The organism is Uliginosibacterium gangwonense DSM 18521 (assembly GCF_000373965.1).
GTDB lineage: Bacteria > Pseudomonadota > Gammaproteobacteria > Burkholderiales > Rhodocyclaceae > Uliginosibacterium > Uliginosibacterium gangwonense.
The window spans coordinates 81,957-104,525 of the sequence record NZ_KB892835.1; the positions used below are offsets into that span (position 1 = coordinate 81,957).

Below are 22,569 nucleotides of genomic sequence, written 5' to 3' on the forward strand. Positions count from 1 at the left end.
AATTTGTTGAGTTTGAAGTGGATGTCACTATAATCGGGCGCAAATCCTCCCCAGGGTAGTGAAATGCTTGAACTGGACAAAACGGACCGCAAAATCCTCGCCATCCTTCAGCGTGATGCACGGATTACCATAAGTGAACTGGCCGCTCGGGTGGGGCTATCGGCCACCCCGGTGAGCGAGCGCGTCAAGCGCCTGGAGCGCGAACGGGTGATCACCGGCTACCACGCCCATCTGGACCCCGAGTTGCTCGGCCTGCGTGTGCTGGTGTTTGTGGAATTGCGCCTGTCGCAGAAATCCTCGGAGATTTTCGACGCCGTCAAACGGGAATTGGCGCTGGTGCCCGAGGTGCTGGAGTGCCACCTCGTGGCAGGGGAATTCGACTACCTCATCAAAGCCCGCATTCCCGACATGCGCGATTACCGCGACCTGCTTGGCCGCATCCTCCTCAAGCTGCCCAGGGCAATCGAGTCCCGTAGCTATGTGGTGATGGAGGAAACCAAGGAAAGCCATATCATTGAGGTATGAATTCCCGTGCCCGCGATGTGCGGGCGAACCGAGTGCAGATATCAGGCCAGGAATTCAGGCCCGGAATTCGTGGATGACTTCGATCTGCCCCACAATATTGTCGTTGAGCCATTCCAGATCCTCCGCTGGAATTCACCATTCTGTGTGATGTGCGCCACCCACCTGTTGGAGCGCATAACAGCTCATGAAATCTGTATTGACCTCAAAACGCGTTACAAACCCTAAATCGGAGGCTTTTACGTTCCCGTCCTGGGGCAAGCGTTAGTCTGTTCGGGGGAAAATGTGAATGACTTCAAAAACGCTGCATACGACGAGCATGTCTTCGCTGGGGGACTTTCCAATTTCAGTGCAAACCCTGGAAAAGTAATCCCAGTGCGCCTGTCGCCAGTAATTGAGTGATCCATCGCCTTCACCTTCCATTGCAGCGTATTCGGCATTCACGCTCTTGAACGGAAGAATCTCGCAGTGTGCGATTCGGGTGACAATCGATGGATTGCCCGAGTGGTCAAGCACGATTTCGATATCCCCGACCTCGGCCCAGGCTTCGTTGTCGTACTCATGTTGCCAGACAAGACTTGTTCCGGCCCGTTTTTTGCCGTTTCGAATCAGGGCGAGCAAAGCGTTCGAGAGTTCTGCTTCGTCGCCATACCCGGTGATGTGAATCTTGCCTGGAGGCAGTGTGATGCCTTTGTCGTTCAGATGGCGGAGGACTTCATCTAGTTTTGATGGTGGATTCATGGTTCAGTCAACTTCAGGCCGAGTCCCTGATCACCAGGCTGGCGGGAAAGCGGCGCTGGTAACGGGTTTTTTGCTTGTCAGGCTGCAGGAGGCATTCGATTGCGGCTTGGCCGATCGCGGCGAGGTCTTGCCGTGCGGTGGTGAGCGCGGGGTGGATGTATTCGCACATCGGTACGTCGTCGTGCCCGGCAAACAGGATGTCCTGGCCAGGGGTTTTGCCGATGCGGCGAAATGCGGCCATGGCGCCCAGTGCCAGCCGGTCGGTGGCGCAGACCAGGGCGCCGATCTTGTCATGCAGCCATTCTCCGCTCGCCAGCCATTGGCTGACGGTTTGCAGCGCATAGGCTTCGAAATCCCAACTGAGTGTGCCGGTGTTGGCAGGAATGATGCGCGGGCGTTGCCCGGCGCGCTGCATTGCCTGAGTGTAGCCTAATAGTCGTTCGTCATGCGAGGGGCGTGCAACTGCTGGGGCGCTGAGGTAGGCGGGGGCGTGCCCGCGTTCGAGTAGGTAGTCGACCAGAAGCGTCATGCTCTGCACATTGTCGTTCATCACGAAATTGCAGTCCGCTTGCACATAGCTATCCAAAAACACGATGCGCATTTCCGCTTCCAGGCTGGCATACAGTGCCCGGTTGCGGTCCGAGGCCACTGCGGTAACTACGGCGCCACGCACCTTCATTGCACGCAGGGTGCGCAAGGCGGCCTCTTCGATTGCAGCATCATTGTGTGAGCATAGCACCACCAGTTGCTGGCCTGCGGCGCGGGCCATCTCGTCCATGTGGCGCAGCACCTCGCCATAAAAAGCATCCGCAATCACCGGCAGCACCACGCCAATGAGTTGGGAGCGCCCCTTGACCAGACTGACGGCGTGCAGATCGGGCACATAGTGCAGATCCGCGCAGGTCCTCTCGATCAAGGTACGGGTGGATGCCTTCAGGCTCGTGCTGCCGTTGAAGTATTTCGAGACGGTGGTACGTGACAATCCGGCCGCGTCAGCCACGTCCTGCATGGTGACAGCCGTATTTGGAGAGGGGGCAGGGGTATCTGAGGACACGTGTTGATTTTCTTGAAAATTATAAAAGCCATTGAACAGTATGGAGTATACGGAGCCAGACGCGCTAGGGAAAGCCCCACCAAAGCAGATCTTGTACATTTTTTGTACGCGTGTATAGTTTTGCCTGATCAGCTAGTGGTTGATGGACTCTCATTCCTTTCTTCTGGAGCAGAATGCCATGCCGATTCCGCCGCGCCCCGATTTTCAATCCCCCGCCTTCCTGCGCCAGCACATCCGCTGGGTTATGGATTTCTACAATGGTCGTGCCATCGACCCCAGCGGGGGCATGTACCACTTCTACCTTGATGACGGCACAGTGTATGACGCACGCACCCGCCATCTGGTCAGCGCCACACGCTTTGTCGTCACGCATTCCTGGCTTTATCAATTGACCGGGGAAGCACGCTATCTGGAAGGGCTGCGCCATGGTGTGCAGTTTTTGCGTACAGCGTTTCTGGACCCCGCGAGCGGCGGCTACGCCTGGATGATTGATTGGCACGAGGGCCGCGCCACGGTGCTGGACAATACCCGCCACTGTTATGGCATGGCTTTTGTCATGCTGGCTTATGCCCACGCTTTCAAATGTGGGGTGGTCGAAGCCAAAGTGTGGCTGGCGGAAGCCTTTGCAACGGCCGAGCAGCATTTTTGGGAATCCGCATTCCAGCTCTACGCCGACGAAGCCAGTGCAGACTGGAAGGTTTCCAGCTATCGCGGCCAGAATGCCAATATGCACTCCTGTGAGGCTATGCTGTACGCCTACACCGCCACAGGGGATGCGCGCTATATCGAGCGTGCCGAGGCCCTGGCCAATTCAATCACAAGGCGGCAGGCTGGCTTGGCGGGCGGCTTTATCTGGGAACACTACCATCAGGATTGGTCGATTGACTGGGATTACAACCGCCATGACAAGACCAATATCTTCCGCCCCTGGGGCTACCAGCCCGGCCACTTTACCGAATGGGCCAAGCTGCTCTTGCAACTGGATGCGCTGCACCCTGCCGATTGGCATCTGCCGCGTGCTGAGGAACTCTTCAATGCTGCTGTAGTACGCGCATGGGATGGTTCGCATGGCGGGCTGCATTACGGATTTGGCCCGGATGATGCTGTGTGTGACGCAGACAAATACCACTGGGTGCAGGCTGAGTGCTTCGCTGCGGCTGCGCTGTTGGCCACACGCACGGGCAAGGCGGAATACTGGGCGTGGTACGAACGCATCTGGGGCTATTGCTGGCAGCATTTCGTGGATCACGAACAGGGCGCGTGGTTCCGCATTCTGGATAGCGCAAACCTTAATCACACGCGCGACAAGAGCCCTGCTGGCAAGGTGGATTATCACGACATCGGCGCCTGTTTTGACGTGTTGCGTGCAATGGGCCAACTGGAGAGCAAGGCATGAGTTCTTTTCCGCAATTTGTATCGTTTGGCGAAGCGCTGACTGACATGATCCGCCTGGGGGCAGACCGCTGGGCGAGCATCCCCGGTGGTGCGCCGTGGAATGTGGCCCGGGTGATGGCCTGTTTTGGGGTGCCCAGCGCGTTTGGCGGGGCAGTGAGCCAGGACTGCTTTGGCGCCGAACTCTGGCAGGCCAGCGAAGCGGCCAAGCTGGACATGCGCTTCATGCAGCGCTTGCCAAAATCCCCGCTGCTGGCGATTGTGCATGAAACCCACCCGCCTAAATACTTCTTTGTGGGGGACGACAGCGCCGATCTGCACTTTGATGCCAATGTCTTGCCACAAGGTTGGGCGCATGAAGCCAAGTGGGCGCACTTTGGCGGTATCAGCCTTGCCCGCCAGCCGCTGGCCGAGCGTTTGGTGAGTCTGGCTGAGCACCTCAAGGCCAAGGGTGTGCGGATCAGTTACGACCCGAATTTCCGCGCGGCGATGGACGAGCGGTATGATCCTGTCCTGGCACGCATGGCGGCGATTGCCGATCTTATCAAGGTGTCGGAAGAAGATTTATGCGGGCTGTTCCGCACGCAGGATGAAGACGCCGCGTTTGCCACGCTACGTGCCATGAATCCCGCTGCAGCCTTCCTCTACACGCGGGGGGCGGAGGGGGCGAGCCTGTATGCAGAGGGACACGTCTGGCGCGCCAAACCGCCTGTCATTCAGGTTGTGGATACGGTGGGGGCAGGGGACTGCAGTCTGGCAGGCATGCTCTGTAATTTGATGCATCATCCGGAAGCCGGGTGGGGCGAACATCTGCGCGCTGCCATTGCCTCTGGAGCGGGGGCTTGCCTGGCTGCCGGGGCTACGCCGCCGGCGGAAGCTACCATCAAGGCGTTGCTCACTCAAGTACAATTGGAAATATTGGCGTAAAAATTAGTGCATATATAAAAGGGGCCGTTCAGGCCCCTTTTTTTCGCATCAGTACTGGTAATCGCAGTTACCCTGTTAATAAGACATCTGAATAGGTGATAGAGTTGCCAATGTAGTGCATCATTCATGCAATGACAAAGGGAGAGGCGTGTTATGGGGGTGGCGGGGAAGTGGTTGTGTGGCTTGGGATTCCTGGTAAGCCTGTCTGCGTGGGCTAATACGGATCTATGGCAACTGGAGACACAACGAGGGGATGCTCGTTTGCCTGTGCTGGTAGAGTCCGTTCCTGATGTTCCGGTGCATGGCTTACTGCTATCGCTGGACACTGGCAGCGGAAAAGATGTTGTCAAAAGCGGCAAGAACACTCCAAGCTACGGGCAGCCCACTACGCTGATTACACGTAACCGCGCCAGTTTGGCGGCACAAGGTATTGTGGTGCTTACGCCCGGAACGCCAAGTGACCAGCCTGGGGGGATGGACTTTAACTGGCGGCATGGTTTGGAGCACCGTGCGGATCTGGAAACCCTGATCAAAGCTGCCCACAACCGCTATCCCGGGGTGCCGCTGGTGGTGCACGGCTATTTTTCAGGAGCCACCTCGGCGCTAAACTTGGCTGAATCGCGGACGGGCGGGGTGGATGGCTATGTGCTGACGAGTGGGGTGTTGACACGCCTCCGCGATGACAGCCTCGACAAGATTAATACGCGCGGGTTGATCGTGCAGCCCATTAGCCATAATTGTAACGAGATCCCTACGCCCGAAGCACGGGAAGTTGCCGCCGCTGCACATTGGCAATACCTGTCTATAAGCGACAGTCAGAGCGATGCGAAGCCGACTTGCAACACCAGCTCGCGCGCTGGACTGCGTGGGCAGGACAAAGCTTTTGTAGAAATGCTTCTGGCGTGGATTAGTGGCGCTGCAGCTCCGGCTGCACTTGGCAAACAGCCTGCGACCCTGGTCTACGATGAACAGGTCTACATGATCCCGAGTGCTAGCGTTGGCGTATTCGGTCGTCATAAAATCGAATTGAGCGTCTTCACTCCGCCTGGCAAAGGGCCATTCCCTGTGCTGCTATACAACCACGGCGATATTCTCCCAAACAGCTCTTATATCACCGCCCACCAACGTTATCGGGACATGCCTATTGTCAATGAATTCATCGCCATGGGCATCGCGGTGGCTATGCCCGCCCGCCCAGGCGTAGGGCGATCCGATGGCGTATACCAGCGTTATAGTGGTGTGAACGGCGTCTATATCGGCGCTCCAACCGGGTTGCTGCAGAAAGGTCGTGATCAACTCGCGGAAGGGCTGGCTGCACTTGAGTTCCTGCATACAATACCTACGCTGGATACCAGCCGAGTCATCATGGCCGGGCAATCTGCGGGTGGCTTTGCCGTATCCTGCCTCGGGCTCGATAATCCGTCGCCCGATTGGCTCAAGGCAGTCATCAATTTTTCCGGCGGGCGTACGGATGTCCCGGAGGGGCAGCATGCCGACCACTATAACGAAGGCATGGTCAATATTTTCGGCTATCTCGGCAAGACCAGTCGTATCCCCGCACTGTGGATATTCGCCGAGCATGATAGCCGCTACACCGCTGAAACCATTCGCGCCGCCCACAAAGCCTTCACGGAAGCAGGCGGGATTGCCGAGTTACATCTGTACCCTCAACTGAAAGATACGGACGGCCACTTCGTCTATCACGCCCCTGAACTCTGGCGCGAGGATGCACGTCGCTTCCTCGCTCGCCTTGGCCTTACAGAGGCCCGAGCAGTTCAAGTCAAAGCACCCGATAAAGACACGAAAGAGGAAGACTAGCTGTAGTCGTCCCGATCAAGCTGGTCTTGATCGGGACGTCTTGCCTAGTGCTGGCAACCGCAGCCGCCACCCTCTCCGCCACACCCGCCATGTTTGTGTTCGTGCTGGTATTCGCCACCACAGCCGCAGCCTTCGCCGCCGTGGCCTTTTCCGCCACAGCACTCGTGATCTTCACCGTGGCTACCACCGCCACAGCACCCACCTGTGTGTTCGCCATGGGCGTGTTGGTGCTCACCGTGGCTATGGCCGCAACCACAACTCCCGCTCATTTCCGGCGGCAGGGAGAACAGCGGTGCTGCTTCCAGCTCCCCTGCGCGGAACTGGGCCAGCGCATCGGCGGCAGAACCTGCTTCACAGGCGAATACCTTGATGCCGTTCTGTTGCAGTTCAAACAGCAGGCGTGGGTGGATTTCGCCACAGAAAATGCCTTCAATGCCTGCCACAACTTCCGGGCTGATGGATTCGGGGTTGGCACGGTCCAGCGCGTGGAAGCCTTGGCCTTCGCTATCGAGGACCAGCAGGTGGCGGGCTGCGCCAAAGTCAGGTTCAAGGGCAGCGTTCAGGCCATCTGCAGTGGCGACGGGAATACAGAGTTTCATTCGGAATCCTTTGTGGGGAGCGGGTTTTCATTGGGTGACCGGGCAATCCGCAGCGCCTTGCCGTTGAGTAGGGCATCAGCAATCTTGCTGTGGGCACGGGTGAGAATGTTGCCAACCGTCTGGCGCGAAACCCCCATCTGTACGGCGACTTCGGCCTGATACAGACCGTTCAGGTCTGCCAGCCGCAGGGCCTCCAGCTCGTCGAGTTCCAGTGCCACCTCGTCCAGGGCGTGCAAGGGCACGCCTCGCGGCTTGAAGAAGTCCGAGACGGGCGTGCAAGCAACACAACGCTGTTTGGGCGGGCGGGCCATGGGTTTGATTATTGGCAAAAGCCAATTATGATGGAAAGCGCAGGATTTGAAAATTGATATGAATCATATGGAAAGGTGGCGGCAGATGAAGATGTGGCACAAGCTGGCTGTGGCAGCCGTGCTGGCCGTGAGTGCACTCGGTGCATCGGCCAAGACGGTGCTGATTGACGTGCGCACCGCCGAGGAGTTTGCTGCCGGGCACCTGGATGGTGCCCGGAACATCGACTATCAGGTGATCGCCCAGGGCATTGATGGTGCAGGTGTAGCCAAGGACGATGAGGTGATCCTCTACTGCCGCTCCGGCCACCGCGCCTCAATCGCCCTTGAGACGCTCAAGGGGATGGGCTACCAGCATGTGCTCAATTACGGTGGCATGGAAGAGGCGCGCAAAAGACTCATGCCATCCAAATAGTGTTTGCGGCGACTGTATTCGTTAATCCACCATCGCTTCCCCCATGCGGATGGGTTTTGCAGGCGCCCAACTTGGGTTGAACTGGCGCTTGCCTTGGGGGAAGAGCATGACGACAGTGGAGCCGAGCAGGAAGCGGCCCATTTCTTCGCCTTGCTTGAGCACGACTTCGCCATCCTTGTAATGCCATTCGCGTATTTCCTGGCGGCGCGGCGGATTGACCTGCCCGTGCCAGACGGTGGCCATGCTGCCGACGATGGTGGCCCCCACCAGGGTCAGTACAAACGGGCCTTCATCCGAATCGAAAACGCATACCACGCGTTCGTTGCGGGCGAAGAGTCCTGGTACGCCGCGTGCCGTGGTCGGATTCACCGAGAACAGCGGGCCGGGCACGTGAATCATGCGGCGCAGTCGTCCGGCACAGGGCATGTGGATGCGGTGGTAGTCGCGCGGGCTGAGGTAGAGGGTGGCGAAATTCCCATCCTTGAATTCGGCTGCCAGCTCTGCGTCTCCGCCCACCAATGCGGTGGTGGAATAGCGGTGCCCCTTGGCCTGGAAGATCTGGTCATCTTCAATGCGGCCAAACTGGCTGATTGCGCCATCAACAGGGCAGATCAGGCGGCTCGCGGCGAGCGGGCGGGCGCCGGGTTTGAGCGCCCGGGTGAAGAAGTCATTGAAGCTGGCGTAGGCGGCAATGTTTGGCTCCGCCGCTTCGTTCATGTCCACGCCATAGCGGCGCACAAACCAGCGGATGACCCGTGTGGTGAGCTTGCCTTTGCGGGCAGAGGCAAAGCGCCCGGCCAAGGCGGTCAGCGCTTGTTTGGGCAGCAGGTATTGAGGCAAAACGGCAAGGCGATCAGACACAGGCAAACCCCGGTTATACATGGTACAGGGGCGCATTGTAGAGCCTGGGGGGGGTTGTTACACCACCCACGGGCGGAAAGTCTCAGAACCGATTCTCAGTTGATCGAGAACGGGTCGCTCAGGCCGGTGTCGCGCTTGTGCGTAGAGTTGGCGCATTTGCTCAGTGCAAGCGCTGCACGGGTTTGTGCATCACCAATCGCTACGGTGGTGGCATGCGACGGGGTAAGGATCAGCATGCCGAAGGTGACATATAACACTTGCGCGACGAGGATAAAGCCGGTGATCAGCGCTGTTTTCATGATCTTTATCCTCTCTGTCAGGTTTTGGGGTGCTTATACTGTAGCTGTAGTCTGGCACAAGGCTTTCGACAAGCGATTATGCATTTGTAACACGTTGTTTTTTGTGTCACGTTGCGGTGCGTTGTGTGGGCCTTGTGCCATTCGCCTTAAGTTGTCTGGTCTTCGACCCAGCGCACGATTTCGGTGGCCGGACGGGCACCGGCTTCTCGGCTCAGTTCCCGCCCTTTTTCCAGAACCACCAGGGTGGGAATGCTGCGGATGCCAAAGCGGTTGGCAACCTGCGGGTTGGCATCGGTATCCACCTTGGCCAGAATCGCCCGGCCCTGCAATTGTTTGGCGGCTTCTGCATACATGGGCGCCATCATCCGGCAGGGGCCGCACCAGCTGGCCCAGAAATCGATGACGACGGGCAGACCGGTCTTCTCAACGAAGTTGGCAAAATTCTCGTCTGTGAGTTCGATGGGTGTGGCGGGCAAGATCTCTTGCTTGCAGACACCGCAGACCGGCGCATCTGCCAGACGATCATCCGCGACGCGATTGGTGGCGTGGCAGTGGGGGCAGACGATTTCCATGAAAAGCTCCAAAAGGGTTGGTTGACGTTTTCATTCTACCAACGGGCTATATATCGATGGACGACATTAAAGCTATGGAAAACATTGCGGATGCCTATCAGAACCTGTTCATAATCTTACGGCGAGGCCGTGATCGGGGCTCATGCGCTGCTCGAAATCCTCATTTATACGCATAAACTCCGGTTTCTGCGCTGCTCTTCATCCTGCTGACGCCCTCTCGCTACAGATTCTGAACTGGTTCTCAGGCAAGCCCTTCGCCAGTTGCTACCCTGGGCGTGTGAAGACAGGCCCAGGACACCTTCCGCAAGGTGAATGTGAGCCCGCAGGACACCAGGATCAGCCCCGTGACCAGCCCGATCCAGAAGCCATAGATTCCCTGTGGCGGGAGGCCGCCCATTCCCTTGTAGCCCAACCATGCGCCAACAGGCAGGCCGATCAGCCAGAATGCAACCAGCATCATCAACATGGGCGGCAGGGTCACCTTGTAGCCTCGCAGCGCCCCAATCGCCGTGACCTGGGCAGCGTCCGCCAACTGCCAGATTGCCGTAAAGAGCATCAGATTGGCGGCAATGATCTGCACATTCCGATCCGGGCTGTAGAAGCTCACAATGGCCTCACGCCCGAACAGGATCAGCGGGATGGCGCATACCGCGATCAGCAGCCCCAGCGCAATGCCGCTCCAGGCGATGAAGCGTGCCCCGCGTGCGTCCCCTGCGCCCAGCGTTTGCCCGACGCGAATGCTCAAGGCGGTGGAGAGTCCGACGGGAATCATGAAAATCACCGATGAGAAGTTCAGAGCCACCTGATGCGCGGCAATCTGCTCGGCGCCAAAACGCCCGACCAGCAGCGCCACGCTGGAGAAGGCACCTACTTCGGCTAGTGCCGCAATGCCCATCGGAATGCCGATCTTGAGGAGCTTCCTGATCGTTTCCCAATGCGGCCAGGACCAGCCATGCCACAGGTAGCAGGTGCGGTAGGCGGGTGACCACGCCGTCCAGGCTGCCAGTGCAATCAAGGCCACCCACATCCCGATAGCGGTGGCCCAGCCGCAGCCTGCGCCGCCTAGTGCGGGCAGACCCCAGTGTCCCCAGATCAGCAACCAGTTGAAGAGTGCGTTAACGCCCAGGCCGAGGAAGGCCAGGATCATCATGGGCTGAGTTTGGTTGATGCTGGCTGAATAATAGCTCAGTACGCGGAAGAGCATGGCGGCAGGCAGGCCCACGGCAATCCCGAGCAGAAAGACATGCGTCTTGTCGATCAAGGCCGCGTCAATCTCAAGTGCGGCCATCAGGGGGCGGGCGGCGGGCAGGAGCACAATCGACAGCGCGCCCGCAAAGACCGACAGCCACATGCCTTCACGGGTGTCATGGACGATGCCTGCCATGTTGCCCGCGCCAAAATGGTGAGCGACCAGAGGGCTGACGGCCTGCAATACACTGGTCAGCGTGAAGAACAGCGGCACCCAGAAGGCGACCCCGAGTGCGACCGCTGCCTGATCTGCCGACCCGGCTTGGCCGGACATGATGGTGTCAAGAAAGCCAAGCAGCACATAGGCTACCTGGGAGAGAATGATTGGGAGGGAGAGCCGGGTCAGTGCCTGACTTTCCTTGAAGAAGCGGGAGTACAAAGACATGATGCAAACTCGGCCAGAGTGCTGCATGGCCGTTGAAAAGGGCTGGCTATGATAACGCGAGATGTGCCCTGTGCCGCAGGATAGATCAAAAAGACGGTCGGCTTCAGGGCCAAACAGGCTAGATATCACCTACCAGACTGGCCTTGGCCCAGGACAGGTATTCGCGTAACCAGACATTCAGCATGATGGAATAGGGCGTAGGTGCCGGTACCACCAGACAGTGCGTGTAACCCGCGTGCTGGGCCAGACGCAAGGCGCGTAGCGCGTGGAAATCGTTGGTGACGATGGCGATCTGCTGCGTGGTGACTGATTCGCCGCGTTGTTCCAATAGCGCACGGGTGAAGGCGATATTCTCCACGGTGTCGTGCGATTGGTTCTCTTGCAGGATACGGGTGTCGGCCATGCCACGCACGAGCAGATCATTGCGCATGGCCAGCGCCTCGCTGGTGATCTCACGATTACCCTGGCCCCCGGAGACGATCAGGCGAGCCTTGGGATAGCGTTGGGCCAGTTCAAATGCAGTATCCAGCCTGTTGTAGAGCATCAGCGAAGGTTTGTCGCCATGCAACCCTGCCCCCAGCACGAGGATGTAATCGGGTGCCTGTTGCAGAGGCGTCAATGTGGTATTGAGCAGCATGGTCACGAACATGACAAAGCTTGCCAGCCAGAGTGCACAGGCGATCTGGCCGAGCCGCCAACAATGCGCAAACCAGGGGCGAGTGGCCCGCCAATGCTGGATGCATGGTTTGGCCCACAATAGCCCCAGCAGACCGAGCCCCATGAAGCTGGGCAGGGCGACACCGATGTTGAGGTTGCTGTATGCCGTAAGAATGGCTGTATCCAGCACCAGGGCAAGCCCGATGAGCGCTTGCAGGCGTTCTACCCGGGACAATTGGCGCAGGCGCGTGGAAAGGGCCTTAAGCATTCTGGATTCTGGCTTCGATCATGACGTTTGCAAAGGGTGTGCCCTGGCTCATCGGCTGGGTCTTGACGACGAAGCCACGCCGCTCCAGCGCCTCAACCCAATCGTGCAGAGGGCGGCACCACATGCGCGGCAGGCGATGGCCCTGTGCGAAAGACATCGCTTTGTCGACGACTTGTGAAAAGCGAAAGGGCAGGCCCGCCGCTGCATCGCCAATGCGGGTCAGGAACAAGCCACCTGGGGGGAGTGCTGCGTGGATGCGGTCAAACACGCGTTCCTGATCGTCATAATTGATGTAGTGGAGTACATCCAGGATGGCGACGACATCCACCTCCGCGATGTCTACATGACGCACGTCTCCCTGTGCCAGACGCACCCGTGACCCGAAGACGGAGAGCGCATGATTGCCACAGTCCGCCTCGCACCCCATCAGCTCTACGCCATGAAAATGCAGATTGCGTGGAGGCTGCGGGGTGCCAGCGGGCCATCGGCCTTCATTGGCGATCTGCTCCGCCGCGAGTAGCCAGGAGGCCAGTAGCCCCCGCCCGCAGCCAAGATCCAGCACCCTGGCATTGCTGGGGAATATGCCATGGTCAATCAAGCCAGGGAAGATGGGGTCTCGCCCCAGCTTGCCACGGCCCCAGTGGTAGTTGAAGCGCCCGGTATCAAAATAGGGCGCTGTGGCGCGCTCAAGAATCTGTGTGTGGAGTTCGGGGATCATCAAAGACAGCACGCAAAGTAACAGGGCGGAGCCCAAGGGTGGCTATTGTATCCAGCAGACGTGGCAACACGGCGATGATGACAGGGGTGGCGTGTGTCGTGCGTGCGGCATTGCCGTCATGCAGCAGCAGGATGTCACCGCCACGCAAGCCACGGCTCAAACGGGTGAAGACCTGTTCCGAATCCTGCACACGCGTGTCATAGCCACGCCGGGTCCAGCTTGCTAGATGCATATCCAGACGGTGCAACACCGGGTCAAGGAATGGATTGCGCAGCCCGGCGGTGGGCCGATAAAAGCGCGGGGTCTGGCCTGTGGCCTTGTGGATGCTGGCCTGCGCGTCGGCGATCTCGCGCGTCCAGCCGCTCATGCCTTGCAGGGAATTGAAAGTGTGGTGGCACTGGCCGTGGTTTTCGATGGCATGCCCGGCGGCCACGATGGCTTGAGCCAATTCCGGGAAGGCTTCTACTTTTTTGCCGATGCAGAAAAAGGTGGCCTTGGCTTGATATGCCGCGAGGATTTCCAGCACCTTGGGCGTGACTTCCGGGTCGGGGCCGTCATCAATGGTCAGGGCAACCCACCCTTGGCGAGCGGCGGATTCAGGCAGGCGGGTCAGGTTAGGCCCCAGCCCCTTGCTGCGTGGCAAAAGCCCGGTGACGGCCAATGCTAGGTGGTTGATGACCAGAATCCCCAGCGCTAGCGGCCAGTGGTGTGGCATCAGTGCCCAGAGCGTTGTCGCCCCAAGGTGGCAGACCAGCGAGGCCCAGAGCAGGGCAGGGGGGCGCCAGCGTTCCTGCTTCAAGCGATGACCCCTTGGCCTGGTTGTACGGCTGCCTCAAGCGAGGCATTCAGCAGGCCTTGATTCAGGAACATTTGCCATAGCGACTCCCACTCCGCCCAGCCGTGGTCGCCAGGAATGTAGTGGACTTGCGAGGAGGGCAGTTGCCCAGCCATCATTTTCTGCCCGGCCAGGAAGCGGTCTTTGTCGCCGGTGCCCATCCATAGTTGGGGTTGTTGTATTTTTTTATCATAGTCGGCCAGCCATCGCCATACCGCATGTTCTTCGTCTTCTGTCGGCTGCACGGGTGTTTGTGCCCAAGGCTTCAGCCCGCCCGCGTCCCGAATCGGGCGAAGCACATCCTGCGTGCCGGGGTAGGGCGAGAGCAAGCAGAGTCCCTGGAGCCTGTATGCATGGCGCGCGGCATAGGCCAGCGCACAAAATGCACCAAGTGACACCCCCATCAGCCATATGCTGTCATACCCGTTTTGTATGGCGGGTGCGATCACGTCCTGATGCAGACGCTCCACTATAATGTGCTCGGAAACGAAGAGCGGATTGACGTCAGCCAAGATGACATCCGCTGCAATCCGTCTTTGCCGGAGTTGAGCCACAAAGCCGTGACTCAGAAAATCCTCCGGCGTGGTGTAGGCGCCTTGCAGAAACACTAGCAGCATGGGCGCACGCTCGTGATCGCTCCAGCGGTCTTCCAGACAGCGCATCACGGATGGGCGGGCTGACGTGGTCATGTTGATGACATGTCCTCAGGGCTGCACATCACCATCAGGGATGAGTTCGACATAGGTGTGATTCTCTCCCGCCATTGCCAGAATCAGCAAATCGCCTTGAATGCGCTTCATGCTCTGTTCCCTTGTAAGGATTTGATTGCCTTGGGGGCCAGTGCGGCGGAGAACAGCAGCGCCAGGAAGGCCCCCGGTCCTACAGTCAGCCCCAGGGCGGAGAGCACCGGCACCTTGGAGGCGGCCAGCACGCCAAAACTGCTCACCGTGGTGAGGTTGGCCACACACAGGGAGACGATGGTCTGGCGGCGGGCGGCTTCGTCTTCCTGCAAGGTACTTTGGTCGAAGAACAAGGCGTAGTTCGAGCCGACGGCCACTACCAGCAACAGGCCCACCAGATGCAGGATCGTGAGCGAAGTCCCGGTGGCGACCAGCCCTGCCGTCACACACAGTACCGAGCAGGCCAGCGGTGCACAGATGCGCAGCGTGCGTGGCAACGAGCGCAGGAAAACGAGTAGGAGCACTACAATGGCTAGGCAGCCCAGGCCTGCGAGTACCGCCGCCTCATGCAGGTAAGTGGCGTAGAGGCCGAAGGATTCGGCTTTCAGATCGATGAAGGTCGTCACGGGCAAGCCTGCTTCGCCCAGGGCCTGATCGACTTTCGCCGCATTGATTTCGCCATTGGCAGGCGCACGTAGCGGTAGCATCACGAGTACATCGCGGGCGCGTTGCACCACAAGTGAATCCACCAACAGGGCCGACGAGGTGCCGTTCAGGCTGGCGCGGGTCAGTTGGGGGGCTGTGCGTGCCTTGCCGATATCGGCCACAAAGCCTTCCAGGCGCTCTGCCTTGATCGGCATATCCTGAAGTGCTTGGCCCAGATTGGTGCGCAAGGCAGATTCTTCCGGCAGGGCCGCGCGGCGCTGTTGTTGGCTGGCGTGGCTGGGCAATACGTTTGCGGGTGAGGTGAAACCGGCGATTACCCCTTGTTGGGTCAGTTCGCGCAAAGGGGTTGAGAGGTTCTCTGCGGCCTGCAAGGCATGTTCCACATCTGGTGCGGTGAGGACGAGCATGTAGCGCATCTCGGGCGCACCCATGTCACCACGTAACTCGGTATCGAGTTTTTGCTCGGCAGCGGATACGGGGCTGAGGGCACCCAGTTCGCGGTTCCAGACGGCGTCCCCTCGCCAGATCAGCAGGCCCAGGGCAGCAAGCAGCAGGATCACGATCCCACTGCGTACACTTTGCAGACGGGCGATAGCGCCATTGAGCAGGAGACCGAAACGGCTCAGGTCGCGCAGTTTGGCCTTGGCCGGGATAAGCTGGGGAAGCACAAAACGGGTGACCAGGGCGGCCGCGACCAGACCGCTGATCGAGTACAGCCCTAGCTGCGACAAGCCGGGGAAGCCAGAGAACAGCAGTGCCACGAAGCCCGCGATAGAAGTCAGCACTCCCAGCCGGATGGTGCGCCAGAAACCCCGTGCATCACCTGTGTCGGCACGCTGGATGAAGAGATAGATGGAGTAGTCGACCGCTTCTCCGATCAAGGTGGTGCCAAAGCCCAGGGTCAGGCCGTGGATCTGGCCAAAGCCCAAGCCTACTGCCGCAATGCCCGCCAGGGCGCCAGAGAATACCGGCAGCAGCCCCAGCAACAAAAGGGTGGGGGAACGATAGATCGCCAGCAGCAGGCAGATGACCAGCAAGGTGCTGGCTGTGGCAAGGCGGGTGACTTCGCTCTCAATCGTCTGCCGTGAAGACACCGAGAAAACGCTTGCTCCACTGAGCAGCAGGCGGGCGTCTGCCTTGCGACCGGGAATTTCGGCAAATGCTTTCTTGATAGCGGCCTGGGCCTGGGCCTGGGCGTCGATGTCGGAGCCCGCACCGCTGGTCTGGGCCAGTAGCAGCGCCCGCTTACCATCGCGCGAGGCCCATACGCCCTCCACGCTGTTGGGCTGCTCGGAGCCACTGAATTGCTCGATCAGTTGCAGGGTTTCGCCCGTCGGGTCACGCGGCAGGAGGTGCTTGAGCATCATCCCGGCACTGCCGGACAGCCCATCAATCGAAGTCTGGATGGCCTCGTGCAGGCCGTTGGCTGAGAAGCGGTCTGCATTGATGCTGGGGCTGAGCAGGTAACGGTTGTCGAAGAAATACGCCTGATCATGCGCCAGGGTTTCCGCCGAACCGTTCTGCACGCCGACAAAGGTCGGGTTCTTGCGCAAGTCTGCGGCCAGCGCTTCAGACAGGCGCGCACGCTCGGCAGGGCTGTCGGCTTCGATCCCGACCATGATCAGGCGAGCGATGATGCCATCGCGCAACTGCTCGACCAGCATCTGCTGGCGGGCGTTGGGTGCCTTGGGCAGGAAGGCCGACATGTCGGCCACGAAATGGGTGCGGGCCACCAGCAGGGCGCAGACGGCCAGCCCGGCGAGCCAGAGTGCGACGGCGACGAGGCGTTGATGCTTCATTGGGCTTGGATACTGGTAACGAGCATTTCGGAACGGTCTCCATCCGCCTGATCGAAATCGATGGATTTGATCTCGGAGTGTGAGCCTTGCATGCGGATGCGGGTGACGATCTTGCTCATCTTGGCCTGGGTAGGGGTGAGCACGAGCAGCCATTTTTCGGGGTGGCCGCTCAGTTCGAGCTTGTAGACGCGTTCCAGCGCGCTACGGTCGCCAGCTAGGGTGCCCCGGATGCTTTCCACGAAGGCGGCCACTTCCGGGTAGTCCTGCAACTTGATGGTTGTCCGGCGTTTGCCGGGGATGTCTACGGTCAGCGCGTCTCCATCCAGCACCAGGGACTCTGCCTTGGGTTTGAGCGTGCGCTTTTCAAGTTTGTCGGGGGCCGTGAAGGAGAGTTCGCCAGAGGACTCGACGGGCTTGTCCACAATGCCGATGTATTTCTTCTCGATGAAAGTGGCCTTGGCCGATTTGGCCTGGGCCAGCATCTGCATCAGCTCTCCCAGCTGGAGTTCGGCGGCCATGGCAGGCAGCGCCGTGCACAGCAGGAGGGAGAGGGCAAGTTTGCAGCAGTCAATTTTGCGCATGGGTGGGCGTGTTCCAGAAATCGTAGAAATTGAACCAGTTCAGGGGCGCAGCCCTGCAATAAGACTCTAGCGTGCGGGCATAGTTCGCCATCGCTTCGGCAATGGCCGCATTGCGCCCGGCTGCGTCAACGTGGGAGAAGTCGGCAATCTGCTTGAAGTGGACATCATAGCGATTTCCCCCGCGATACAAGCCCGCCATGCACACAACCGGCCGCCGCAACATGGCCGCCATGCGGAAGGGGCCTGTGGGGAGCTGTGCCGTGCGCCCCAGGAAGGGCACGCTCACGCATTGGTCGAAGGCGAGGCTGCGGTCGGCCAGGATGCCAACAAAGGCGCCCTGCTCCAGATGTTCGCGGATCTTGAGCATGGAGTCGAGCTTGCCCAACGGGATGATCTCCGGCGCATTGGCCGGGTTGATGGCGCCCAGAATGCCGCTGATCCGGCGGGCGTTTTCCTCATACATCGCCAGATAGATGTGTTGGGGCACATCGGGCGTATGGCGCGAGGTGGTACGCAATGCCTCGAAGCTGCCGATATGCCCGCCAAAAAGAAACACTCCACCCTGGGCGCGATGGAGGGCGTGAAGTTCCTCGACCCCGGAGACCTGAAAGTCAAAGGCATCAAAACAATCGTTGAGCAGAAATATCCGGTCGTGAATGGTGCTGGCAAATGCCAGTACATGGGCATACATCTGCCACCAGCTCGCCGGGCGGCCCTGGATGTGGCTCAGGTAGTCGCGCGAGGCGCGCCGTGCCGCATGAGCGGTGAGCAGGAAATACAGCGCGATGCCATACAGGATCGGGCGGGTCAGCCTGCGCCCCAGCGCGAGCGACAGGGCGCGCATCACCTTCAGCCAGAACAGGTTGCCACGTTCCTTCTGGCGCATCCAGTCTGGCGGCTCAGTTGGGGTTGAGGCTTTGGAGCGGATGGGCGGCTGCGTCATGCCAGATCCAGGCGTCCGCTGGCGACCTTGCGGTCTGCGGCGCGGACCTCAAAGCGCACCGCACGATCGGCGCGTTCATAGTCCAGCCACAAGGCTTCGCCCGGGCCTGCCGGGCTGAGGAATTTGGCCATCGCCACGCCTGCCACCTGCACATGCTCTGCCGCTTCGACCAACAAGACGGCCTGATCCAGCAAGACCACACCAGGGACGATAGGTTGCTCCGGAAAATGCCCGGCAAAGGCGGGGTGGTCAGCAGCGATAACAAGGGTGAGGCTGGGCATCTTAGTGTTGGGCGTTACGCAGGTGGGTAGTGATCAGGGTCTGCAAGGCGTCCTGAGTGATCTTGCCGGTACTGTTGCGTGGCAGGCTGTCGACAAAGATGATGGGGCGAGGCAGGAACACCGCGTCGATGTGTGAGCGCAGGGCCTGCAGGATGTCTTCTGTTGCCAGTTGTGGGGCCACCACAAAAGCCGCGAGGCGGGCCTTTTCGCTATCCGGGTCGGGCAGGCAGAACACCCCATCACGCACACCGGGCAGCGAGGTGAGGATATGGTTGAGGAAGGCCAGTGAGCTGCGCTTGCCGCCGATGTTGATCATGTCGCTGTTGCGTCCGACCAGGCGGAAATTGTGCGCGTCGACCAGCTCGACGATGTCGTTCAGGGGGGATTCCACCTCGATATGCCCCCCGCTGGCCAGCGTGACGCCATCGGCCTGACGCAGGCGGATGGTACCCAGGGTGCGCCAGGGCTCGCGGCTGCAGGTGCGTCGTGAGGCCAGTTGGCCGGTCTCGGTGGCACCATAGATTTCATGTAGCGGAGCGCCCAGTTCGCGTTCGGCGCGCTCGGCCAGTGCATCGGCCAGGGGCGCGGTGGCAGAGAGTACAAGCGCCAGGGGTGGCACGGGCAACTCAGCGTCCAGCAGGGTGCGCAGGTGCACAGGCGTGGTGACCAGCATGCGTGGCTCAAGGAGTTCGGCCAGGGTTTCCGCAATGTCCCCTGGGTAGAACGGACGCTGGGCGCACAAGACCCCGCCACCGAGCAAGGGCATCAGCACCGTGGATTCCAGGCCGTACATATGCTGGAAGGGCACCGTGCCCACCACCGTGCAAGGGCCACCGGCCCCTTCCCACAGGCGCTGGGCTTCGGCGATGCAGTTGATCGTGAGCGAACCCCAGCGCTTGGCATGCGCTTGCGGGGTGCCGGTGGAGCCCGAGGTGAACACCTGGGCGACCAGTTGCTCGGCAGGAATCAACGGTGCTTCAAGGCAGGGGGGGACCTGTGCCCCTTGAGCCTGTACGATGATCATGGGCAGATCGAAGGGGTTGTCCCCCTGGTCGCTCAAGCAATGGAGCGCGGGGTGCTGACGGTGCAGTCCGGCGATGATCTCGCGGGTCAACGCATTGGGCAGCAGGCTCAGCGTGCCACGGGCGATGCAGGCAAACAGGCCGATGGCGAAGTGATAGCGGTCGGCGCACAGGTTGAGTACCGGTGTGTGTGCCGGTAGCTGTGCTGCCAACGCCAGGGCTTCGCCAAGAAATTCAGCCCGTGTGATCAGGCGCCCTTTGTGGACTGCGACAATGATGTCGGAGGAGGCGTCAGGGAGCAGGGGAAGTGCATTCATGAAAAAACGGTGACGGTGTATTCAGAATAAAGGTGCAGGCCTTCAGCGGGGCTCATCCGACTTGCTGCGCGCATAGCGTTGATAGGCCTTGATCGTGCCGATGATGCCGATGTGTTCTTCCTCGGGCAGAACTCTGCGCCGGATCATGTACTCCCCGGCAAACATCAGCCCCAACAGCGGGGCGGTCAGCAGATTACCCAACACGGACCATTGCGTCATTGTGCCAAAGGCAAACAGCAAGACGGATGCCGTGGTCATAGCCCAGAAATAGATCGTCCAGACTAGCGTGACCTGCCAGCCATAGCGGGCCAGTTTCGGCGATAACCCGTTGTGGGCAATACCTGCAATGCGTGCGCACAGCGCGTTCTCATAACCAGAGAACAGGGTGCGACCAAACGTTGCCCCGAGCAGGGCATGCATGCCTGCATGCTGGATGAAGAAGACCCAGGCGGTGTTTTGGCGCAGCAACTCAAGATTGAGCCACAGTGCCAGACACCCTGCACCCAGCAACCCCAGCCACAGCACGCGGGGGTGGGACGACCACGCCAGCATGCCTGCTAGGGCCAGCAAGGGCACCATGCCGGTGAGCAGGCTGATGGCAGGCGGGTGCCTGGAGATGGAACCCAGGTGCCCCAGCCAGAGGTAAGCGGCCCCCGCAATGGCCAGCAGCACGAAACGCCAGGGGGATTTCAGCATTTTTACTTGGTGCGATGTGTCGCGATGTGCTGGGCCAGGCTGCGCAAGGACGAGAAGATGTGGAAGTTGTCTTCGCTGTCTGCCTTGAGTTGGAAGCCGTAGCGTTTGGAGATCACCAGCGCCACCTCAAGGATGTCGATGGAGTCCAGGCCCAGCCCTTCGTCGCCGAACAGGGGGGCTTCAGACGCGATGGCTTCCGGGCTGACTTCCAGATTGAGCGCAGAAACGATCATTTCTGCCACTTCGCGTTCCAGTGCGGGGTCAAGAGGTGCAGCAGAGGATTCCAGTTGAGTCATGGTGTGAGACAAAAAATAGTAAAGAAATGTGTGAACTGCGGGATTATATCCAATCGCCTACCGCACGGTTTGCAAGATGGTGCGAACGGTGTGTTATTGAGGACCAAAACCTCCTTTTTTATCATACTTATGCTTCCAAGTGACTGGCCGCTTGGAGGGCTACTGCTGTTTATAGTCAAAGAGCAGGCTCTATGCCCAGTGCAGTGGCAGAAAGAAGTGTGTGGATCGGGAAAACTTGGGTTTCGTTGAATTTTCCTGCGCAAAATCATTTTCTTAGTTGTGAGCCGCGCTAGAATCGCTTGCTTTCCAAATTGGGAGCACTACTGCCATGAGCAGCAAGCACGAAATCATTCAGGAAGTCCAACGTGCCATGGACGAGGCCGATTGTCTGGTCGACGACAGTCAGGTAGAGCGTGCACTTGAAGTCCTGGCCGGACAGATCACGGAGTGCCTCAAGGACAAGGACCCCTTGGTGTTCGCTGTGATGAATGGTGGCCTTGTGCTGGCTGGGCGCCTGCTGCCCAAGCTCCCTTTCCCGCTGGAAGTGGCCTATCTGCATGCCTCTCGCTATGGTCACAAGCTCAATGGTGCCCTGCTGGACTGGCGCGTGCGCCCCACCCAGGATCTGCGTGGCCGGACGGTGCTGGTACTCGACGATATTCTGGACGAAGGCTGGACGCTGCAAGCCATTCTGGAACACCTCAAGAAGGAAGGTGCCGACGAAGTCCTCTCCGCCGTACTCGTCCATAAGCTCCATGACCGCAAGGCCTACCCCGGCATGCGTGCCGATTTCACCGGCCTGGATGTGGCCGACCGTTTCCTCTTCGGCTGCGGTATGGATTACAAGGGCTACTGGCGCAACGCTCCCGGCATCTATGCGCTGAAGGGTCATTGATCCGGCTCATTTCTGAGGACTATTCTTGTTCGGGGGACTTTCTGCAATCATAGGCAGATAACCCCAACAAGGAGAGCACCTCATGAGCAATACCCCAAGCCGCAAGATCCGTTTATGGGACATCCCCCTGCGCCTGTTCCACTGGCTGCTCTTGATCAGTGTGAGCGGGGCGATCATCTGCGTGGAGCTTGCCGAGCAGATCGACAACGGTATGGAGTGGCACAAACGTTTTGGTTTTGCCGTGCTGGCGCTGCTCATTTTCCGCCTGATCTGGGGATTTGTCGGCGGCACGCACGCGCGTTTTACGAGCTTTGTGCGTGGGCCCGCTGCAATCCTGGCCTATTTGAAAACAGCCAGAACCAATCCCCAGCCTTCCCTGGGGCATAACCCGCTGGGCGCCCTGTCGGTGTTGGCGATCCTTGCTGCGCTGATCTTTCAGGCTGTCAGTGGCCTGTTCATCACCGATGAAGTGCTGCTTGAAGGGCCGCTGTTCAAGTACGTCAGCGAATCCACTGCAAGCCTGCTGGGCAAGCTGCACGAAGCCAACGCCGCGATCATTTTCACGCTCATCGGCCTGCACCTTGCCGCCATTCTGTTTTATCGCTTTGTGAAGCGGGACGATCTGGTCACCCCCATGCTGACCGGGAGCAAGGCTATCCCTGCCGGGCAGGTGGCCGAAGAGGCCAAGGGCGGCTCTGTCTTCCTCGGGCTTGCCGTGCTGGCGGTTGCGGTAGCCGTGGTGTGGTATGTGGTGACTAAACTTTGAGCGTTCGA

At 59.6% G+C, this 22,569-nt stretch carries 26 protein-coding genes; 7 read left to right on the forward strand and 19 right to left on the reverse strand.

What is annotated here, in order from left to right; all coding sequences use genetic code 11:
- The first annotated feature begins 63 nt into the window (after positions 1–63).
- Entirely contained in the window at positions 64–525 is a 462-nt protein-coding gene (locus B145_RS0103170) for a winged helix-turn-helix transcriptional regulator (protein WP_018605134.1), read from the forward strand.
- A gap of 261 nt (positions 526–786) precedes the next feature.
- On the opposite strand, the gene B145_RS24245 is transcribed toward B145_RS0103170, so the two are convergent.
- Positions 787–1,263 (reverse strand): ASCH domain-containing protein, encoded by a 477-nt coding sequence (locus B145_RS24245; protein ID WP_018605135.1) that lies wholly within the window; start codon positions 1,261–1,263, stop codon positions 787–789.
- A 13-nt stretch (positions 1,264–1,276) separates the two neighbouring features.
- On the reverse strand, positions 1,277–2,317 hold the full coding sequence (locus B145_RS0103180) for a LacI family DNA-binding transcriptional regulator (protein WP_169558532.1): 1,041 nt from the start codon (positions 2,315–2,317) through the stop codon (positions 1,277–1,279).
- 178 nt (positions 2,318–2,495) lie between these two features.
- Here B145_RS0103180 and B145_RS0103185 point away from each other — a divergent pair, with 178 nt between their 5' ends.
- The 3 genes from B145_RS0103185 to B145_RS0103195 all read left to right on the forward strand — a co-directional run bounded on the left by B145_RS0103185 (position 2,496) and on the right by B145_RS0103195 (position 6,454).
- Positions 2,496–3,713: an AGE family epimerase/isomerase gene (locus B145_RS0103185; protein WP_018605137.1), complete on the forward strand. Its 1,218-nt coding sequence runs from the start codon at positions 2,496–2,498 to the stop codon at positions 3,711–3,713.
- The gene (locus tag B145_RS0103190) at positions 3,710–4,636 is read left to right on the forward strand and encodes a carbohydrate kinase family protein (RefSeq protein WP_018605138.1); all 927 of its coding nucleotides are present in this window, start codon (positions 3,710–3,712) and stop codon (positions 4,634–4,636) included. Before B145_RS0103185 ends, B145_RS0103190 begins: the two co-directional genes overlap by 4 nt.
- Before the next feature lie 183 nt (positions 4,637–4,819).
- Positions 4,820–6,454, forward strand: coding sequence for an alpha/beta hydrolase family protein (locus B145_RS0103195; RefSeq protein ID WP_157288256.1), 1,635 nt, complete (start codon positions 4,820–4,822; stop codon positions 6,452–6,454).
- Positions 6,455–6,498: 44 nt separating this feature from the next.
- Here the strand turns inward: B145_RS0103195 and B145_RS28995 are convergent, their stop codons facing one another.
- Together B145_RS28995 and B145_RS0103205 are read right to left on the reverse strand one after the other, a co-directional pair.
- The gene (locus tag B145_RS28995; protein WP_018605142.1) at positions 6,499–7,053 is read right to left on the reverse strand and encodes a NifB/NifX family molybdenum-iron cluster-binding protein; all 555 of its coding nucleotides are present in this window, start codon (positions 7,051–7,053) and stop codon (positions 6,499–6,501) included.
- Positions 7,050–7,364 carry a DUF134 domain-containing protein gene (locus tag B145_RS0103205; protein WP_018605144.1) on the reverse strand — a complete coding sequence of 105 codons (315 nt, stop codon included), beginning with the start codon at positions 7,362–7,364 and terminating at the stop codon, positions 7,050–7,052. Before B145_RS0103205 ends, B145_RS28995 begins: the two co-directional genes overlap by 4 nt.
- 85 nt (positions 7,365–7,449) lie before the next feature.
- Between B145_RS0103205 and B145_RS0103210 the strand changes: the two genes are divergently transcribed.
- The gene (locus B145_RS0103210; protein WP_018605146.1) at positions 7,450–7,776 is read left to right on the forward strand and encodes a rhodanese-like domain-containing protein; all 327 of its coding nucleotides are present in this window, start codon (positions 7,450–7,452) and stop codon (positions 7,774–7,776) included.
- 21 nt (positions 7,777–7,797) lie between these two features.
- Here B145_RS0103210 and asd read toward each other — a convergent pair whose 3' ends face one another.
- The 15 genes from asd to B145_RS0103290 all read right to left on the reverse strand — a co-directional run bounded on the left by asd (position 7,798) and on the right by B145_RS0103290 (position 20,900).
- A complete protein-coding gene (gene asd, locus B145_RS0103215; RefSeq protein ID WP_026258783.1) occupies positions 7,798–8,637 on the reverse strand; it encodes an archaetidylserine decarboxylase in 840 nt (279 codons plus the stop codon).
- A gap of 95 nt (positions 8,638–8,732) precedes the next feature.
- Positions 8,733–8,936, reverse strand: coding sequence for a hypothetical protein (locus B145_RS0103220; protein WP_018605150.1), 204 nt, complete (start codon positions 8,934–8,936; stop codon positions 8,733–8,735).
- A 146-nt stretch (positions 8,937–9,082) separates the two neighbouring features.
- Positions 9,083–9,508, reverse strand: coding sequence for a thioredoxin TrxC (gene trxC / locus B145_RS0103225; protein WP_018605151.1), 426 nt, complete (start codon positions 9,506–9,508; stop codon positions 9,083–9,085).
- Between the two features lie 241 nt (positions 9,509–9,749).
- Positions 9,750–11,141, reverse strand: a complete 1,392-nt coding sequence (locus tag B145_RS0103230; protein ID WP_018605152.1) for an MATE family efflux transporter — start codon at positions 11,139–11,141, stop codon at positions 9,750–9,752.
- Positions 11,142–11,259: 118 nt separating this feature from the next.
- Positions 11,260–12,066, reverse strand: a complete 807-nt coding sequence (locus B145_RS24250) for a YdcF family protein (RefSeq protein ID WP_018605153.1) — start codon at positions 12,064–12,066, stop codon at positions 11,260–11,262.
- On the reverse strand, positions 12,059–12,784 hold the full coding sequence (locus B145_RS0103240; protein WP_018605154.1) for a class I SAM-dependent methyltransferase: 726 nt from the start codon (positions 12,782–12,784) through the stop codon (positions 12,059–12,061). The genes B145_RS24250 and B145_RS0103240 overlap by 8 nt, the downstream gene beginning before the upstream one ends.
- The gene (locus B145_RS0103245; protein ID WP_018605155.1) at positions 12,753–13,583 is read right to left on the reverse strand and encodes a polysaccharide deacetylase family protein; all 831 of its coding nucleotides are present in this window, start codon (positions 13,581–13,583) and stop codon (positions 12,753–12,755) included. Before B145_RS0103245 ends, B145_RS0103240 begins: the two co-directional genes overlap by 32 nt.
- Positions 13,580–14,308: an alpha/beta hydrolase gene (locus B145_RS0103250; RefSeq protein WP_018605156.1), complete on the reverse strand. Its 729-nt coding sequence runs from the start codon at positions 14,306–14,308 to the stop codon at positions 13,580–13,582. The genes B145_RS0103245 and B145_RS0103250 overlap by 4 nt, the downstream gene beginning before the upstream one ends.
- 107 nt (positions 14,309–14,415) lie before the next feature.
- Positions 14,416–16,764, reverse strand: coding sequence for an MMPL family transporter (locus B145_RS0103260; RefSeq protein WP_018605158.1), 2,349 nt, complete (start codon positions 16,762–16,764; stop codon positions 14,416–14,418).
- Entirely contained in the window at positions 16,761–17,345 is a 585-nt protein-coding gene (locus B145_RS0103265) for a LolA-related protein (protein WP_018605159.1), read from the reverse strand. The genes B145_RS0103260 and B145_RS0103265 overlap by 4 nt, the downstream gene beginning before the upstream one ends.
- Positions 17,332–18,288 (reverse strand): lysophospholipid acyltransferase family protein, encoded by a 957-nt coding sequence (locus B145_RS0103270; protein WP_018605160.1) that lies wholly within the window; start codon positions 18,286–18,288, stop codon positions 17,332–17,334. Before B145_RS0103270 ends, B145_RS0103265 begins: the two co-directional genes overlap by 14 nt.
- A complete protein-coding gene (locus B145_RS0103275; protein WP_018605161.1) occupies positions 18,285–18,569 on the reverse strand; it encodes an ApeI family dehydratase in 285 nt (94 codons plus the stop codon). The genes B145_RS0103270 and B145_RS0103275 overlap by 4 nt, the downstream gene beginning before the upstream one ends.
- A 1-nt stretch (position 18,570) precedes the next feature.
- A complete protein-coding gene (locus tag B145_RS0103280) occupies positions 18,571–19,908 on the reverse strand; it encodes an AMP-binding protein (RefSeq protein ID WP_018605162.1) in 1,338 nt (445 codons plus the stop codon).
- Positions 19,909–19,950: 42 nt separating this feature from the next.
- Positions 19,951–20,604, reverse strand: coding sequence for a COG4648 family protein (locus tag B145_RS24255; protein ID WP_018605163.1), 654 nt, complete (start codon positions 20,602–20,604; stop codon positions 19,951–19,953).
- A 2-nt stretch (positions 20,605–20,606) separates the two neighbouring features.
- Entirely contained in the window at positions 20,607–20,900 is a 294-nt protein-coding gene (locus B145_RS0103290) for a phosphopantetheine-binding protein (RefSeq protein WP_018605164.1), read from the reverse strand.
- Positions 20,901–21,228: 328 nt separating this feature from the next.
- On the opposite strand from B145_RS0103290, the gene B145_RS0103295 reads away from it, so the two are divergent.
- Positions 21,229–21,795, forward strand: a complete 567-nt coding sequence (locus B145_RS0103295; RefSeq protein WP_018605165.1) for a hypoxanthine-guanine phosphoribosyltransferase — start codon at positions 21,229–21,231, stop codon at positions 21,793–21,795.
- An 82-nt stretch (positions 21,796–21,877) separates the two neighbouring features.
- A complete protein-coding gene (locus B145_RS0103300) occupies positions 21,878–22,561 on the forward strand; it encodes a cytochrome b/b6 domain-containing protein (RefSeq protein ID WP_018605167.1) in 684 nt (227 codons plus the stop codon).
- Positions 22,562–22,569 lie beyond the last annotated feature (8 nt).

Excerpts from the sequence above, each read along its gene's own strand:
- B145_RS0103185 (WP_018605137.1), top strand. The coding sequence starts at position 2,496 with ATGCCGATTCCGCCGCGCCCCGATTTTCAATCCCCCGCCTTCCTGCGC.
- B145_RS0103220 (WP_018605150.1), bottom strand. The coding sequence starts at position 8,936 with ATGAAAACAGCGCTGATCACCGGCTTTATCCTCGTCGCGCAAGTGTTA.
- B145_RS0103240 (WP_018605154.1), bottom strand. The coding sequence starts at position 12,784 with ATGATCCCCGAACTCCACACACAGATTCTTGAGCGCGCCACAGCGCCC.
- B145_RS0103170 (WP_018605134.1), top strand. The coding sequence starts at position 64 with ATGCTTGAACTGGACAAAACGGACCGCAAAATCCTCGCCATCCTTCAG.
- B145_RS0103280 (WP_018605162.1), bottom strand. The coding sequence starts at position 19,908 with ATGAATGCACTTCCCCTGCTCCCTGACGCCTCCTCCGACATCATTGTC.
- B145_RS0103260 (WP_018605158.1), bottom strand. The coding sequence starts at position 16,764 with ATGAAGCATCAACGCCTCGTCGCCGTCGCACTCTGGCTCGCCGGGCTG.
- B145_RS0103230 (WP_018605152.1), bottom strand. The coding sequence starts at position 11,141 with ATGTCTTTGTACTCCCGCTTCTTCAAGGAAAGTCAGGCACTGACCCGG.
- B145_RS24245 (WP_018605135.1), bottom strand. The coding sequence starts at position 1,263 with ATGAATCCACCATCAAAACTAGATGAAGTCCTCCGCCATCTGAACGAC.
- B145_RS24255 (WP_018605163.1), bottom strand. The coding sequence starts at position 20,604 with ATGCTGAAATCCCCCTGGCGTTTCGTGCTGCTGGCCATTGCGGGGGCC.
- trxC (WP_018605151.1), bottom strand. The coding sequence starts at position 9,508 with ATGGAAATCGTCTGCCCCCACTGCCACGCCACCAATCGCGTCGCGGAT.
- B145_RS0103300 (WP_018605167.1), top strand. The coding sequence starts at position 21,878 with ATGAGCAATACCCCAAGCCGCAAGATCCGTTTATGGGACATCCCCCTG.
- B145_RS0103275 (WP_018605161.1), bottom strand. The coding sequence starts at position 18,569 with ATGCCCAGCCTCACCCTTGTTATCGCTGCTGACCACCCCGCCTTTGCC.
- B145_RS24250 (WP_018605153.1), bottom strand. The coding sequence starts at position 12,066 with ATGCTTAAGGCCCTTTCCACGCGCCTGCGCCAATTGTCCCGGGTAGAA.
- B145_RS0103290 (WP_018605164.1), bottom strand. The coding sequence starts at position 20,900 with ATGACTCAACTGGAATCCTCTGCTGCACCTCTTGACCCCGCACTGGAA.
- B145_RS0103250 (WP_018605156.1), bottom strand. The coding sequence starts at position 14,308 with ATGACCACGTCAGCCCGCCCATCCGTGATGCGCTGTCTGGAAGACCGC.
- B145_RS0103265 (WP_018605159.1), bottom strand. The coding sequence starts at position 17,345 with ATGCGCAAAATTGACTGCTGCAAACTTGCCCTCTCCCTCCTGCTGTGC.
- B145_RS0103190 (WP_018605138.1), top strand. The coding sequence starts at position 3,710 with ATGAGTTCTTTTCCGCAATTTGTATCGTTTGGCGAAGCGCTGACTGAC.
- B145_RS0103210 (WP_018605146.1), top strand. The coding sequence starts at position 7,450 with ATGAAGATGTGGCACAAGCTGGCTGTGGCAGCCGTGCTGGCCGTGAGT.
- B145_RS28995 (WP_018605142.1), bottom strand. The coding sequence starts at position 7,053 with ATGAAACTCTGTATTCCCGTCGCCACTGCAGATGGCCTGAACGCTGCC.
- B145_RS0103270 (WP_018605160.1), bottom strand. The coding sequence starts at position 18,288 with ATGACGCAGCCGCCCATCCGCTCCAAAGCCTCAACCCCAACTGAGCCG.
- B145_RS0103205 (WP_018605144.1), bottom strand. The coding sequence starts at position 7,364 with ATGGCCCGCCCGCCCAAACAGCGTTGTGTTGCTTGCACGCCCGTCTCG.
- B145_RS0103295 (WP_018605165.1), top strand. The coding sequence starts at position 21,229 with ATGAGCAGCAAGCACGAAATCATTCAGGAAGTCCAACGTGCCATGGAC.